Here is a 14,166-nt window from a genome sequence, read left to right as displayed (position 1 = left end):
GCCGGCCGTGAGCGTCCGCGCGACGGCCGCCGGCCACCCGGCGCGGTACGGAGCCGCCCGCACCGGGTCCGTACCGCCACCGCCACCTCCCCGCCGTCCGGATGTCGGATCGGCACGGCATGCTGGGGCCGTGCAGATTCCGCGACAGCTCACTCAACTCCCCGACACGAACGGCCGGATGGTGGTGTGCGGTGACGACGGGCTGGCCCGCCGCCTGGCCGAGGAACTCGGAGACGTGTACGGGGAGCGGGTGACGCTCGTCGTCCCGCCCGCGGCCGAGCCCCCGATCACCATCGGGCCGCCGGTGCGCCAAGGCCGCCGCGGCCGGTCCGCGCCCACCCCGGCGCCCAACCCGGTCGCGGAACGGCCCCCGAGGGACCTGCGGATCGTCGAGGCGGCCGAGCCCGACGAGGCCGGGCTGACCGCCGCGGGGGTCGCCGACGCCGCCGCGCTCGCGCTGGTCTACAAAGGCGACGACCGGAACGTACGGGCCGCCCTGGTGGCCCGGAGGCTCAACCCCAGGCTGCGGCTGGTCATCCGGCTCTACAACCGCAAGCTCGGCCGCCACCTCGAAGAACTGCTCGACCAGGCCGCCATCATCTCCGAACCGGGCCTGGAACCGGTCGAGTTGGACTCCTCCACCACCGTGCTGTCGGACGCCGACACCGCCGCGCCCGCCCTCGCGGCCAGTGCCGTCGCGGGCACCAGCAAGGTGGTCCAGGCGGACGGACTGCTGCTGCGTGCGGTGGAGCGCACCCCGCCCCGGCGCGGCGAGAGCGCCGACCCCGGGCTGTGCACGCTCGCCCTGCTGTCGGCGACGGCCAGCGATCCCGCAGGCAGCGAGAGCTCCGTGATCGGCGGCGAACGCGGCCTCCAACTCCTGCCCGACGACCGGGCCGTGGCCCGCGCCACCGGCCGGGGCACCGTCGCGCTGGAGGCGGTGGCCCGCACCGGCCCGGCGCCCGCCGCACCCCGGTTCGGCACGGCCTCGCTGCCCGTGGCCTCGCTGTTCTCCCGGCGGCTGCGCTGGTCCCTGGGCGGGATCACCGCTGCCGTCACCGCGCTGGCCGTGGCGTCCTGGCTCACCACCGGAGACCACCCCCTGCACGCCGCCTACATCACCCTGCTCGACATCTTCGCCATCAACGAACCGGCCGTCGGCGCTCCGACGCAGCAGCAGGTGCTGCAGATACTCGCCGGATTCGTCGGCCTCCTGCTGCTGCCGGTGCTCGTCGCGGCCGCACTCGAAGCGCTGGGCGCCTTCCGCACCGCCACCGTCCTGCGCCGCCCGCCCCGCGGGCTGTCCGGGCACGTGGTCCTGCTCGGCCTCGGCAAGATCGGCACCCGCGTCCTCGCCCGGCTGCGCGAGCTGGACATCCCGGTGGTGTGCGTGGAGTCCGACCCGCAGGCCCGCGGCCTGGCCCTGGCCCGCCGGCTGCGGGTGCCCGTGGTCGTCGGCGACGTCACCGACGAGGGGGTGCTGGAGTCGGCCCGCGTCCACCGCGCGCACGGCCTGCTCGCGCTCACCAGCTCCGACACCACCAATCTGGAGGCCGCCCTGTACGCCCGCGGTCTGAGGCCCGACCTGCGGGTGGTCATGCGCCTGTACGAGGACGACTTCGCCACCGCCGTCTACCGCACCCTGCGCGCCGCCCACCCGGCCGCCCTCACCCGCAGCCGCAGCGTCACCCACCTCGCCGCCCCCGCCTTCGCCGGAGCCATGATGGGCCGCCAGATCCTCGGCGCCATCGCGGTGGAGCGCCGGGTGCTGCTCTTCGCGGTGGTCGACGTGGCCGGGCACCCCCAGCTCGAAGGCCGCACCCTCGCCGAATCCTTCCGACCCGGAGCCTGGCGGGTGATCGCCCTCGACACCGCCTCCCCCGAGGACCGCCGCCCCGACCTGGCCACCGCCGCCCGCGAGGCCTCGCCGTCCGCCGGCCCCGGCCTGGTCTGGCAACTGCACCCGGGCTACGTGCTCAAGCCGGAGGACCGCGTGGTGCTCGCCGCGACCCGCCGCGGCCTGGCCGAACTGCTGGGCCGCGGGGCCCCGCCCGCCGCCACCCCCCGGGACGGGCATGGCCCGGGCGGCTCGGGGCACCTTCCCCCTACGGGTCCGGCGCCGGACCCCCGCGAGGAGTCGACGTGACCGAGCCCGACGCATTCACCACCGCGCTGGACGGCCCCGTGTACGTGGTCACGGCCGCGGCCGGGGACAGCCGCGCGGGCTGCCTCGTCGGATTCGCCTCCCAGTGTTCGATCGACCCGCCGCGGTTCGTCGTCTGGCTCTCCACCGCCAACCACACGTACCGGGTCGCCCGCGAGGCCCCGTACCTCACCGTCCACCTGCTGCGGCGCGACCAGACGGCCCTGGCCGAGCTCTTCGGCGCCGCGACGGGCGACCGGACCGACAAGTTCGCGCGGACGGCCTGGCGGCCCGGCACCGGCGGCAGCCCGGTCCTCGACGAGGCCGACACCTGGTTCACCGGGCACGTCGAAGGGCAGATCGAGGGCGGCGACCACGTCGGATTCCTGCTCGCCCCCGTCGACGAGGGGCCGCCCACCGCCGGCCGGCGCGGCCGGACGCCCCTGCTGGAACACGACGACGTACGCGACCTGCGAGCAGGCCACCCCGCCCGGGCCCCCTCCTCGGCGGCCTCCGTCAGCCGGAGCGGGTGAGGGAGGACGCGCGCTCGGTGAGGCGGTGCAGCCGCGGGTGGCGTTCGCGGCGCTCGCGGCCGTGCCGGTCGAGTTCCTCCAGCAGCCGCTCCGAACGCTTCTCGACGCTGAGCTCGTCCAGCACCCGATCGGCCTCGGCGAGCAGCGCGCCGTACAGCTGCCACTGGCCGGGGTGACGGTCCATCTCCTCGGGCAGCAGGACCGCGAGCCGCTCGCGGCTGCGCCGGGCGGTGTCCAGCTCCTCGATGAGCCGGGCCTCGGCCGCCTCCGCGTTGGCGCTGACCTGGGCCGTGATGAGCTGCGCGAAGGACTCCACGGCGATGGCCGTGTGCCCGTACAGCTCCCGCACGGCCGCGGCGACGGGTGCGGGGAAGAGCGGCTCCGACCCGCGGACCTTGGCCAGGTCGGTCAGGGTGCGGCAGGACACGCGGAGCACCACCGCGCAGATCTCCAGCGTGTCGAGCCCCGTGCGCAGCACCAGCCGGAACAGGACCCCCTCGCGGACGCGCGGATTGAGCCGCAGGCTGTCCTCGGCCTGCCGCAGCGCCCCGTCGACCTGGGCGATGTCGTTGTCGAGCCGGCGCGCCTCGTGCAGCCGGGCGGCGGCCTTCTCCACCGTCGTCGCGCTGCCCGACTCGTCGGCGATGTGCAGCAGCAGGGTGCGCATGCGGGCGGCGAGGTCGTTGATGGCCTCGCTGGCCGGCCGCACCCACACGGGCGGGACGAACAGGACGTTGAAGGCGAGGCCGACCGCGGCCCCGATCAGGGTCTCCAGCACCCGGTCCCAGGCCGTGTCCGCCACCCGGGACACGCCCAGGACCAGCATCGCGCTGATCGCGACCTCCGGCACGAACTCGCCGGCCTTCACGAACCGCCCGACGACCAGCGACGCGAGGATGATCAGACCGAGGCTCCACCAGGTCAGTCCCACCAGCGCGCTGAACCCGATCGCGATCAGCACCCCGGCGACCACCGAGTTCACGCGCCGCACCCCCGTGGTGAGCGTGGTGTACAGGGTGACCTGGACGACCAGCAGCGCGGTCAGGGGGGCCGTGAGCGGCGCCGGTTCACTGCTCAGCCGCAGCGCGACCACGTAGGAGACGACGGCGGCGGCGGTCGAGCGGAGCGCCTGCACGACGGCCGGCTCCCGGTACCGGCTCAGGAGCCGCTGGACTGGCGCGAAAGCATGAGTCATATCCCGTGCCTTCCCCGATCGGCCGGAATGATCGTCTTCGGACCGACCGTTGTGCTCTCCCGTGTGCGCGGCGGTGGGGGGAATTCCGCATCCGGGTGCATCCTGCGGGGTGCGGGCGGAGGAATACCTCTCGAACACGGTGCGCGGTACGGGGCCGTGGCCGGGCCGAGAGCGGAGGACACCGTGCGCACGCGTCGAGCGAAGCGGAACGTAGTGGTCGTGGGAGCGGGACTGGCCGGGCTGGCCTGTGCCCGCGACCTCGCCGGGGCCGGCCTGGAGGTGCAGGTGCTGGAGGCCGGCGACGCCGTCGGGGGCCGGGTCCGCACCGACCGGGTGGACGGCTACCTCATCGACCGGGGATTCCAGGTCTTCAACACCGCCTACCCGCAGGTCCGGGCCCGGATGGACCTGCGGTCCCTGAAGCTGTCGCCGTTCACCCCCGGCGTGGTGACGCACACGGGGGAGGGCCGGACGCGCCGGCTCGTCGACCCGAGCCGCCGCCCCCGCGAGGCGCGCCACCTGCCGGACGCCGGGCTCTCGCCGCGCGACCTGGCCGCGCTCGGCGCGCTGTCCGCCCGCGACGCGTGCCTCCCGGCGGCGCTGCTGCGCAGGGCGGGCGCCGCGCGCACCACACGGGCGGCGCTGCGCGGGGCCGGGTTCTCGGACCGGTTCGTCGAGGAGTTCTTCCGGCCGTTCCTGTCCGGGGTGTTCCTGGAGGACGAACTGGAGACCTCGGGCCGGGTCTTCCACCTCGTGTGGCGCAGCATGCTGCGCGGGACGCTCTGCCTGCCGGCCGAGGGCATCGGCGCGGTCCCGCGGCAGCTGGCCGACGGCCTGCCGCCGGGCAGCGTGCGGTTGGAGACCGCCGTCACGGCGCTGACCGCGGACGGCGTGCACACCACCCGGTACGGCGAACTGCCCGCTGCCGCGGTGGTCGTGGCCACCGGCCCGGGCGCGGCCGGCCGGCTGCTGGAGGACGTGGGCACGCCGCCCTACCGGACCGTGACGACCTTCTACCACGCCGCCCCCGACCTGCGCGGACACGGCCCCGACCTGGTGACCGACACGGCCCGCCGGTTCCTGAACAGCTGCGTCCTCAGCGAGGTGTCGCCCGGGTACGCGCCCGCCGGCAGCTCCCTCGTCGCCACCTCCGTCCTCGGCACCGGCGGACCGGCCGGCTCCGGGAAGGCGCTGCTCGGGACGCTCGCCGAGGTGTACCGGACCCCGACCGAGGGCTGGGCGGAAGTGGCCGTGCGCACCGTCCAGGAGGCGCTGCCCGCGATGACCGGTGCCTGGCCGCTGTCCCGGACCACGCGCGCGGGAGGCCGCCGCTACGTGTGCGGCGACCACCGCGCCACCGGCTCGGTGCAGGGCGCGCTCGCCTCCGGGGCCAGGGCGGCCCGCGAGGTGCTGGCGGACCTGGACCGCTGATGCCTCCCGCGAAGGCCCGTCCCGCCGCCGCGGCTCCGGGAGCCGCCCGCGGTCCGCGAAGCGCCCGGGCCGGTGCGACCGCCGCGCCCGCCGGGGCGCCCCGCCGGGCGGACGTGGGGCTGAGCACCGGCGCCGTCGCCCAGCGGCTCGGCGTGGCCGCGACCACCCTGCGCTCCTGGGAGCGCCGCTACGCGATCGGGCCCGCCGTACGGATCGACGGCAAGCACCGCCGCTGGCTGGCCGAGGACATCGCCCGGTTGGAGGAGATGTGCCGCCTCACCGCGCTCGGGGTGCCGCCCGCCGAGGCCGCGCGGGCCGCGCGCACCCCCGGCGGCCCGGCCGGCACGGGCCCCGGGCGTCCCGAGGCGCGCGCCCCGGGGGGCCGTGACGCCCTGCCGCTGGGCCGGGCCCGCGCCGAGTGCCGGGGGCTCGCGCGCGCGGCCGTACGCCTGGACGCCCCGGCGGTGGAGGTGCTGCTGCGCGGTGCGCTGGAGGAGCACGGCTGCGTGTCCGCCTGGGAGGAGATCATCGCGCCGACCCTGCACGCCGTCGGCCGCAAATGGGCCTCGGCGGCGGCCCGGGCCCAGGGCGCGGTCCCGGCCGGCCCGGCTGCCGCGGTTTCGGCGGCGTCGGCCGCTTCGGCGGGGGAGCGGTACATCGAGGTGGAGCACCTGCTGTCCTGGCTCGTCTCCTGCGCCCTGCGGAGCCTGCCGCGCAGCGCCCCCCGGACGGGCTTCCCGCCCGTCCTGCTGGCCTGCGCGCCCGGAGAGCTGCACAGCCTGCCCCTGGAGGCGCTCTGGGCCGGCCTCGGGGAGCGGGCACTGCCGGTACGGATGTTCGGGCCGGCCGTCCCGGCCGACGCCCTGGGCGAAGCCGTACGGCGCGTCGCGCCCTCCCTCGTCGTGGTGTGGGCGCAGGGCCGACCGAGCGCGCCCTCGGACATCGTGACCGCGGTCGAGGGCACGGAGCGGGGCCTGCGCGGTGCCCGGACCCGCTCGACGCTGCTGGTCGCGGGGCCGGGCTGGAGCGCCGTGCCCGACGCGGGGTCCCGGCGCCTCACCGGCCTCGGCTCCGGGCTCGACCTCATCGAGCGGATGCTGCCCCGATGAGGCACGGCCCACCGCGCCCGGACGGGCGCTCAGGCCATCAGGGCGAGCAGCCGCCGCGCGGCCCGCGCCGGACCCAGCGCGCGGACCTGCCGGGTCAGCCCGGCCAGGGCGTGGTGCGGCGCGTCCAGCAGCGCCGACACCGCCTCGCCCACCTCGGCGGCGCGCAGGCCGTGCGGGTCCAGGCACAGCCCCGCCCCCGCGCGTTCGGCGTCGTGGGCGATGGCGAACTGGTCGCTGGAGAACGGCAGGACGAGCGCCGGCACCCGGGCGGCGAGGCACTCGGTGAACGAGTTGTTCCCCCCGTGGTGCACCATCGCGTCCACCCGCGCCAGCAGCGCCTGCTGCGGTACGGACTCCGCCACGGCGGTCCGCGGCCCGGCCAGGTGCGCGAGCGCGCCCGCCCGGTCGCCCGCCGCCAGGATGACCGAAGTGTCGGGCCGCCCGTCCAGGACGCCCCGCGTCACGGTCTCCAGCACGTCCTCCCGGGCCGAGAGGAAGGTGCCGAGCGCCACCAGCACCACGCGTGGCCCCGCCCGCCGCAGCCGGCTCAGTTCCGCCTCCCAGAAGGGGCCCGGCCCGGCCGCGTCGGCGCGCGTGCAGTGCCCGCTGAACACGAACCGGGGGTCCCGGCCCGCCCCGGACAGCCCGGGGAGCCAGTCGAACCGGGGGTAGTTCAGGACGACCGCGTGCGGCGAACTGAGCGCGAACGCCCGGCCGGGCGCCGGCCGGTGCGGGGTGTGGCGCGCGGTGAACTCGGTGAACAGCGCGGTGAAGGCGGCGTCGTTCGCCCCGGCCTCCTCGCGCAGCGCGACGAGGTCGGCCGGGGCCGGCCGCACGGCCCGCGGCCACGCGTGCGGCACCCCGAACAGGGCGCCGGGGGAGTGCGCCAGGTAGCTGGGGTGCCCGGGGCAGAACGTGGCGAACGGCAGGTCGAGGCAGTGCAGGGCGAGCGTCACCGCGTAGCTCAGCTGGTCCACCACGTACCAGTCGGCGGGCCGCCGGGCGTGCAGCGCGCGCAGCTCCGCCAGCACCCGGTCGGGCTCCGCGAGCATGTCCGCCCGCCGGTGCCGGGCCTGGACCAGCAGCGCGGGCACGGCCCCGGCGCGGGTGGCGTGCAGGAACTCCTCCAGACGGGCCGCCTCCGCCCCGCCCTGGACCGTACGCCGGGCGATGCCGGTGTTCGCGTTGCGGGTGACCGTGAGCGGCGTGAAGCCGACGCCCGCGGCCGCGGCCAGCGGCGCGAAGGCCTCCGAGCAGGCGAACCGGACCTCGGCCCCGGCCGCCCGCAGGGCGCCGGCCAGCACGGACAGCGGCTGGGCGTGGGACCGGAAGGGGGGAGCGATCACGTGGACGCGGGGCATGCGGGACTCGTTTCCGTTCGGTCGGCTCACGCGTCCTCTTCCGCCGTCCGCCCCCGACCGGAGGCACCACCGCCCGAAGACCCGCCGAGCACGAGCATCGCATCCGAAGGCGGCGCGGGGGCGGAAGCACGGATGACCCCCCACCCGAGCGAGAGCAGCGCCCCGTGGACACAGCCGTCCCGCACGACCGGCCCGACCCCTTCGTCGCGGTCCGCCAGGCGTTCTGGGCCGCGGGCGGCTCCCGCCCGGCCCGCGCGCCCGGCGGCCTGCCGGTGCCCGCAGGTGCGCTGGCACCGTTCCTGCGGGCCGAGTACCTGCCCTCCGTCCACCCCGGCACCCTGACCGACCCGGCCGACCACACCGTCGCCCGCCTGCGCAGGGCCCTGCGCCTGGGCCTGCCCGCCACCCCGGAGGAGCTCGTCGCCGCCGCCCTGCGGCCGGAGCGCCGGCTGCGCGCCACCGTCGCCGAGGCCTGGCCCGGCTCCCTCCACCGCTACGGGCCCGCGCGCGCGGGCCGCGCCCTGCGGCGCGAGCTGCCGCGCCACACCGACCCCCGCACCCTCGCGACCCTGATCGCCCTGGCCACGGCCGGCGGACTGCCGCTCCCCGACCCCGCCGGACGGACCGACCCGGACCGGACCGGCCCCTTCGCGGCCCGGCCGGTCCGCCACGCGCTGTGGCGCCACCTCGCGACCCGGCCCGACGGGCGGCGCCTGCTGCCCGACCCCGCCACGGGAGCGGACCCGTACGAACGGCTGCTGCTGGCCGCGGCCGCGGGCGCCGACGTCCTCGCCGCGCCACCGATCCCGCGGCGCGGCGGGCTCCTCGTCGTCCAGTCGATGCTCCTGGGGGCCATGGACAGCCCCGGCGAGGGCTCCGGCGGCGGCCTCGGGGTGCTCCTGGGCGGTCTGGGCGACGCGCTGGTCAGGACCGACGCCGTCGACGGCGTCCTCACGCTGGTGACCGCCCGGATGCGGCCCTCGGACCGCGGAGAACCGGAACTCCTGCGGCCCCGCGGCCCCGGCCACTGGACCCTCGGCCTGCCGGTCGACGACGCGGGCCCCGACGCGGCCGGCGCCGAGGACGACGGGGCCGGCGACGCGGCTCACGGCCCCGACGACTTCGGGGCCGCGAGCTGGTGGGCCGCCCGGCTCCTCGGCGCGCTGGAGCGCCGGCCCGACCTGGTCCACGTCCGGTACGCCGACGACGCCTCCCTCGCGGTCGCCGAGGCGGCCCGCCGGCTCGGCGCCCGCCTGGTCTTCACGGCCACGCCCGACCCCCACCGCCGCATCGGCGAGCGGCACGGCGCCGCCCGGCCCGCGGTGCCGGCCGACCGCGAGGAGCTGCGCCGGGACCTGCACCGGGTCTTCGTGGCCGACCGGCTCGTCCAGCGGGCCGACGAGGTCGTCGGCATTCCCGGCCCGGGCGGCGACGGAGCCGACGCCACGGCCGAACTCCTGCGCCACTTCCCCCAGCTCGCCGGTGCCAGGGGCGGCCGCGGCCCCGCGGCCCCGCCCGAGGGCATCACCGCGTACCACGACACACCGGACACCCGCCGGCGCGGAGAACTGCTGCTGGAGCGGCTCTTCGGCGGCGGCGAACGGGTGTCGGCGCTCGACCCGGACGCCCGGCGCCTGCCGCTCCTGCTCACGGTCGGCCGACTGCACCCCCTCAAGCAGCAGCACCTGCTGGTCCGCGCCTGGATCGAGTCTGGGCTCTGCCTGCGCTCCACCCTGGTGGTCGTGGGCGGCTCCGTGCGGGCCGACGCCGCGGAACCGGCCGAACGCGACGTGCGGGCCGCCCTCGCGGCCCTGCGCGCCGAGCACCCCGGAGCCGCGGCCCGGCTGGCGCTCGTACCCGCCCTCCCCAACGCCGAGGTCCGGTGCCTGGAGCGCGCGCTGGCCCGCTCCGGCGGGGGAGCGGGCCGGGCGTACTACGTGTGCCCCAGCGCGAAGGAGGAGTTCGGCATCGCCGTGCTGGAGGCCATGGACGCGGGACTGCCCGTGGCGGCCACCGCGCGCGGCGGGGTCCCGCACTACCTGGAGGACACCGTCAACGGGCTGCTCCTGGACACGTCCTCGGCCGGGACCCTGGCCCGCGGGATCGACCGGCTGCTCGCCCTGTCCGACGAGGAGCTCGGCGCGATGACCGCCCGGGCCGCGGCCACCGTCCGCGGTCGCTACTCCATCGACGCGGCCGCGACGGCGTTCGCGGCGGTCTACGCGGGCCGGGGCGGGGACACGGAAACGGCGCGTCTCCCGGCCCGGGCCGGGAGACGCGCCGCCTGTGCGACGGGCCGCTACCAGTGACGACTACCAGTAATGCCGCCGACCTCCCACCGCGTGACCGAGCGATCCCATGATCCAGAGAACGGCACCGATGACCAGCAGGATGATGCCGATGGTCCAGAGGATCGAGATGCCGAGGAGCCAGCCGATGATCAACAGGACGATTCCGAGTGCGATCATGATGTTTTTCTCCCATCTCGCGTCTCGCCGATCCGCTTATGCCCCGTCACGGTGAAGCCATGCCTCCGGCGGACCGATCGTCATACCGGCTGGTCAAGCGCTGCACGAACGGTGCGCGGTGCGCCTTTCGGCACGGGCGCGCACGCTGGGACCACAGGGACCGGAACCCCCGGAACCCCCGGTTTCCAGGAGGACCCCATGAGTGTGGATCCGGTACCGCCGCAGGAGACCCCGCCCGCGGAGGGCTGCATCGCCGAAGCCCACCAGGAGCGCCCCGACGGCGGCATCTTCGAGCACCCGCGGATCCTGCTGGCGCTCATCGCCTTCGGCGGCCTGATGTTCGCGGCCTTCTTCGCGGCCCGCATCGCCGGCTTCTGACCGGGACGGACGCCGTCAGGACGGCGCCGCGGGTTGCGCCTCCGGTTCCGGCGACGGATCGGCGAGCTGCTCGCGCAGGTAGTTCCAGAAGACGGCGATCAACGCCGCGACCGGCACCGCCAGCAGGCTGCCCACGACCCCCGCCAGACTGCCGCCCAGCGTCACGGCGAGCAGGACCACCGCGGCGTGCAGGCCCAGCCCCCGGCTCTGGATCATGGGCTGGAACACGTTGCCCTCCAACTGCTGCACCGCGACGATGATCGCCAACACGATGAGCGCGTCGGTCAGACCGTTCGACACCAGCGCGATCAGCACCGCGACGAAACCGGCGAACAGCGCACCCACGATGGGGACGAACGCCGACACGAAGGTCAGCACCGCCAGCGGAAGCACCAGCGGCACCCCCACGATCCACAGGCCGAGCCCGATGAACACGGCGTCGAGAAGGCCGACGAAGGCCTGCGACCGCACGAACGACCCCAGCGTGTCCCAGCTCCGCGCCATCACGACCGGCACGTCGACGGAGAGTCGGCCGGGCAGCTGACCCTTCAGCCACGGCAGGAAGCGCGGACCGTCCTTGAGGAAGAAGAACATCAGGAAGAGCGCGAGGACGGCCGTCACCACCCCGTTGAAGACGGTGCTGACCCCCGTGACGACGGTGGTGACGGCACTGCCCAGGCTGTCCTGGATTCGGGCGACGGCCGTGTCGAAGGCTCCCGTGATCTGGTCGTCACCGATGTTCAGCGGCGGCCCGGACGCCCACTCGCGCACCTTCTGGATGCCGTCGACCACGCCATCGGTCAACTGGCCGGACTGGGAGGCCACCGGCACCGCGATCAGGGCCGCGATCCCGGCGGCGACCAGCAGGAACAGCACCGTCACCACCGACGCCGCCAAGGCCGGCGCCCAGCCGCGCCGCCGGAGGAACGCGGCGATCGGCCAGGTCAGCGTGGTGAGCAACAAGGCCACGACGAGCGGCCAGACGACCGACCACATCCGGCCGACGATCCACAGCGCCACCGCGGTCATCACCAGGACCAGCAGCAGGTCGACGGAGATGCGCGCCGAGGTGCGGAGCGCGGCTGTGGTTCTGGTGGGACTCAAGTGTGGAGGCATCCCGCCACCTTAACGGCCCGCCGCGCACGGCCGTCCCCGCCCGCCGCCGACCGTCGGCGCGAGCGCCGAACGCCGCCCACCGGAAGGCGAGTTCACCGACACCGCCCGGCCCCGCGGACGACGGCCGGCGCGACCCGGCGGCCCTGGTGGGGGCCGGCGGCTCCGGTACCATCGGCGGCTCCGGACGGACGGCATCGGGGGAAGGCCGCTATGTCAGCCAGGTACCTCGTCTCGCCGCGCGGCGGTCGCCGCGGTCACCGGGACATCTCCTCCGCCCTCGCCGCCGCGGCCGCGCAGCGGCGGCCGGCGCTGATCGAGATCGAGCCCGGCCACTACGAGGAGGCGCTCGCGGTCCGCGGCGAGGTCCGGCTGGTCGCCACCGCGGGCCCGGGCTCCGTGCTCGTGAGCGCGGTCCGCGGGACCGTCCTCGACGCCTGCGGCTCGGTGTCCGTCCACGGCCTCATGCTGACCGGCCGCGACCCGGGAGCGGACGTGGTCGCCTGCACCGGCGGGACGCTCGCGCTCGACCACGCGGAGGTCCGCGGGCACCACGCCGTCAGCGTCCACGCGAGGCCCCACACCACCGTGACGCTGCGCGACAGCACCGTCCTCTACGGCCGGACCCTGTTCACCGGCTCCCGCGGCCTCGTCGAACGGTGCCGGTTCACCGACGCCGCCGACAACGCCCTCGCGGTGATCGAAGGCGCCGACGTCGCGATCCGCGACAGCCGGATCGACGGCAGCCGCATCCACGGCGTCCGCGTCAGCGACGCGCGCGCCCAGGTCACCGGGTGCGAACTGACCGGCATCGGACAGGCCGCGCTCGCGGCGGACACCCGGGCGCGGCTCACGGTCAGCGGCTGCACGGTCACGGCCGTGCACGCGGAGGGCATCCTCTTCACCGAGCAGGCCAAGGGCTCGGTGGACGGCACGCGCGTCACCGACGCCCAGCACGGCGTCGCGGTGGCGAGCGGCGCCGACCTCCTCGTGCGCGGCTGCGTGTTCGCCGACTGCCGCGACAGCGGGATCAACGTCCACACCGCGGGCCGGGGCAGGTTCGAGGACTGCGAGGTCCTCGGCTCCGGCACCCTCGGCGTCTTCTCGACCACGGGCGGGGTCATCGAGGCCGACGGTGTGCGCATCGCCCGCGGCAACGTCGGCATCGCCGTCACCGACGGAGGCCGCGGCCGCTTCGGCCGGATCGCGATCGAGGACCTCACGGGCACCGCGCTACGGGTCTTCGGCGACGCCCGGGCCGTCTTCACGGACGTCCGGGTGGACCGCTGCAAGGCCGGGCTGGAGGGATGGGGCGGCGCGGGCACCGCCGCCGAGGTCACCGGCTCCACGTTCCGCGACCTCGGCACGATGGCCGTGGCCGTCGCCGGGCAGGCCCGGGTCGCGCTGACGGGAGTGACCGCCGAGCGGGCCGTGCTGGCCTTCGGGGTCGGCGAGGAGGCCTGGCTCTCGCTGCGCGACTGCACGGCCCGGGAACTGGGCGCGGGCGGGGCCATCGCCTTCGGCCAGGGACAGCTGGTCGCCCGCGACCTCACCGTGGCCGGCGCCCGGTCGTACGGCCTCGCGGGCAGGGACCGCGCCTACGTGGACGTCGCGCGCGGCACGTTCACCGACTGCGCCGCCGCGGGCGCCAGCTTCGAAGGCACCTGCGCGGGCCGGATGGTGGACTGCGCGGTGGAGGGGGACGAGGGGCTCGCCGTCCTCGACAACGGACACGTCGACCTGACCGGCCTGCGCACGACCCTGCGCGTCGTCGCACAGCCCGCCGAACCGGCCGGTCCCGCGCCGACGGTCGTCAACCACTTCAACGGGCCCGTCTTCAACGCCGCCGTCCACGGCGCCCAGCTGGCCTGGAACAACACCCATGCCGTCCAGCAGCAGACCAACGAGGAGGGCCCCGGCCCATGAACGACCCGCAGCACGCCCCCCACGGCGCCGGACCGGTGTTCAACGGACCCGTCTCGGGAGCCCAGTTCGCGTGGAACAACGAGAGCGTCACCCAGAACCAGCGCAACGACACCACCGTCGCCCCCGGGTTCGAGCCGCTCGCCGAGCTCGTCACCGAGCTCCTGCGGCAGCTGCCCGACGCCGGTCTCGCCGACCCGGACCGCGAGGACGCCGAGTTCGCCGCCCGGGAGGTCCTGGCGGAGATCACCCGCCCCGAGCCCCCGGAGCCGGGCCGGCTGCGCCGCGCGGTCACCGGGCTGCGGGGAGCGCTGGCCCCCGTCGCCACCGGAGCGGCAGCCGGAGCGGCGGTGGGGGCGCAGGAGTGGGCGCGGGCGGCGATCGCGAGCCTGACGGGCCTCGTCTGACCGGCGCTGCCCGGCCGTCCGGGCGGTTCGGTCGTCCGGGCTGTCCGGTCGATCGGGCGGCCCGGCGCCGTACCGCGGGGAACCGGCCCGGGCGGGCCGGTTCCC

The 14,166-nt window shown here is 76.3% G+C and carries 12 protein-coding genes; 8 read left to right on the top strand and 4 right to left on the bottom strand.

All coding sequences use genetic code 11. The annotated features are described in order from the left end of the window. The first annotated feature begins 178 nt into the window (after positions 1-178). Both CP968_RS02035 and CP968_RS02030 read left to right on the top strand, forming a co-directional pair. Positions 179-2,146 (top strand): potassium channel protein, encoded by a 1,968-nt coding sequence (locus CP968_RS02035; RefSeq protein WP_150521649.1) that lies wholly within the window; start codon positions 179-181, stop codon positions 2,144-2,146. After that, complete coding sequence (locus CP968_RS02030; protein ID WP_150516337.1) at positions 2,143-2,676, top strand: flavin reductase family protein; 534 nt, start codon at positions 2,143-2,145, stop codon at positions 2,674-2,676. Before CP968_RS02035 ends, CP968_RS02030 begins: the two co-directional genes overlap by 4 nt. On the opposite strand, the gene CP968_RS02025 is transcribed toward CP968_RS02030, so the two are convergent. Beyond that, positions 2,660-3,871: an FUSC family protein gene (locus CP968_RS02025; protein ID WP_150516336.1), complete on the bottom strand. Its 1,212-nt coding sequence runs from the start codon at positions 3,869-3,871 to the stop codon at positions 2,660-2,662. The genes CP968_RS02030 and CP968_RS02025 overlap by 17 nt on opposite strands. A 219-nt stretch (positions 3,872-4,090) precedes the next feature. On the opposite strand from CP968_RS02025, the gene CP968_RS02020 reads away from it, so the two are divergent. Both CP968_RS02020 and CP968_RS02015 read left to right on the top strand, forming a co-directional pair. After that, positions 4,091-5,302 (top strand): NAD(P)/FAD-dependent oxidoreductase, encoded by a 1,212-nt coding sequence (locus tag CP968_RS02020; protein WP_229885797.1) that lies wholly within the window; start codon positions 4,091-4,093, stop codon positions 5,300-5,302. Then, on the top strand, positions 5,302-6,411 hold the full coding sequence (locus CP968_RS02015) for a MerR family transcriptional regulator (protein ID WP_150516334.1): 1,110 nt from the start codon (positions 5,302-5,304) through the stop codon (positions 6,409-6,411). The genes CP968_RS02020 and CP968_RS02015 overlap by 1 nt, the downstream gene beginning before the upstream one ends. A 29-nt stretch (positions 6,412-6,440) precedes the next feature. Here CP968_RS02015 and CP968_RS02010 read toward each other — a convergent pair whose 3' ends face one another. Continuing rightward, entirely contained in the window at positions 6,441-7,802 is a 1,362-nt protein-coding gene (locus CP968_RS02010; RefSeq protein ID WP_229885795.1) for a glycosyltransferase, read from the bottom strand. Between the two features lie 134 nt (positions 7,803-7,936). Between CP968_RS02010 and CP968_RS02005 the strand changes: the two genes are divergently transcribed. After that, positions 7,937-10,081 (top strand): glycosyltransferase family 4 protein, encoded by a 2,145-nt coding sequence (locus CP968_RS02005; protein ID WP_150516332.1) that lies wholly within the window; start codon positions 7,937-7,939, stop codon positions 10,079-10,081. Between the two features lie 3 nt (positions 10,082-10,084). Here the strand turns inward: CP968_RS02005 and CP968_RS33975 are convergent, their stop codons facing one another. Then, positions 10,085-10,240, bottom strand: a complete 156-nt coding sequence (locus CP968_RS33975) for a DUF6131 family protein (RefSeq protein ID WP_167536744.1) — start codon at positions 10,238-10,240, stop codon at positions 10,085-10,087. 198 nt (positions 10,241-10,438) lie between these two features. Here CP968_RS33975 and CP968_RS02000 point away from each other — a divergent pair, with 198 nt between their 5' ends. Further along, a complete protein-coding gene (locus CP968_RS02000) occupies positions 10,439-10,618 on the top strand; it encodes a DUF6480 family protein (RefSeq protein ID WP_150516331.1) in 180 nt (59 codons plus the stop codon). 15 nt (positions 10,619-10,633) lie between these two features. On the opposite strand, the gene CP968_RS01995 is transcribed toward CP968_RS02000, so the two are convergent. Beyond that, positions 10,634-11,734 (bottom strand): AI-2E family transporter, encoded by a 1,101-nt coding sequence (locus CP968_RS01995; RefSeq protein ID WP_150516330.1) that lies wholly within the window; start codon positions 11,732-11,734, stop codon positions 10,634-10,636. A 210-nt stretch (positions 11,735-11,944) separates the two neighbouring features. Between CP968_RS01995 and CP968_RS01990 the strand changes: the two genes are divergently transcribed. Together CP968_RS01990 and CP968_RS01985 are read left to right on the top strand one after the other, a co-directional pair. Beyond that, a complete protein-coding gene (locus CP968_RS01990; RefSeq protein WP_150516329.1) occupies positions 11,945-13,657 on the top strand; it encodes a right-handed parallel beta-helix repeat-containing protein in 1,713 nt (570 codons plus the stop codon). Then, positions 13,654-14,061: a hypothetical protein gene (locus CP968_RS01985; protein ID WP_150516328.1), complete on the top strand. Its 408-nt coding sequence runs from the start codon at positions 13,654-13,656 to the stop codon at positions 14,059-14,061. The genes CP968_RS01990 and CP968_RS01985 overlap by 4 nt, the downstream gene beginning before the upstream one ends. Positions 14,062-14,166: the final 105 nt, after the last annotated feature.

Origin of the sequence: Streptomyces subrutilus, assembly GCF_008704535.1 — a bacterium.
GTDB lineage: Bacteria > Actinomycetota > Actinomycetes > Streptomycetales > Streptomycetaceae > Streptomyces > Streptomyces subrutilus.
The sequence above is the reverse complement of the archived record's forward strand: the minus strand, read 5'-3'. Positions and strand labels throughout refer to the sequence as shown.